1 protein-coding gene is annotated in these 267 nt (G+C 70.0%); it reads left to right on the top strand.

Annotated features, from left to right (window positions below; genetic code table 11):
- Positions 1 to 267: histidine kinase (locus tag NCR93_RS31715; RefSeq protein ID WP_502799872.1), on the top strand; the 267-nt coding region annotated here is incomplete at both ends.

Here is a 267-nt window from a genome sequence, read left to right as displayed (position 1 = left end):
GGTGGGACGCATCGAGGCGCAGGTGACCAGTCTGCTCGCGCTCACGCAGCCGGTGACCGTGAACGCGCGCGCCGTCGATCTGCACGCGTGGCTCGGCGACATCGTTCATACGCATGAAGCGGGCGCCGAGAGCCGCGCGATATCGTTGCGCGCGGAGATCGAAACCGGCGCGACGCAGCCCGTCTTCGATCCGGCGCAAATGGCGCGCGCGCTCGACAACCTGATCGTGAACGCGCTGCGCCATGCGCCGCCGGGCGGCCACGTGAC

The organism is Caballeronia sp. ATUFL_F1_KS39, from assembly GCF_023630985.1.
Lineage (GTDB): Bacteria > Pseudomonadota > Gammaproteobacteria > Burkholderiales > Burkholderiaceae > Caballeronia > Caballeronia zhejiangensis.
This window is presented reverse-complemented; position numbering and strand designations above follow the sequence as displayed.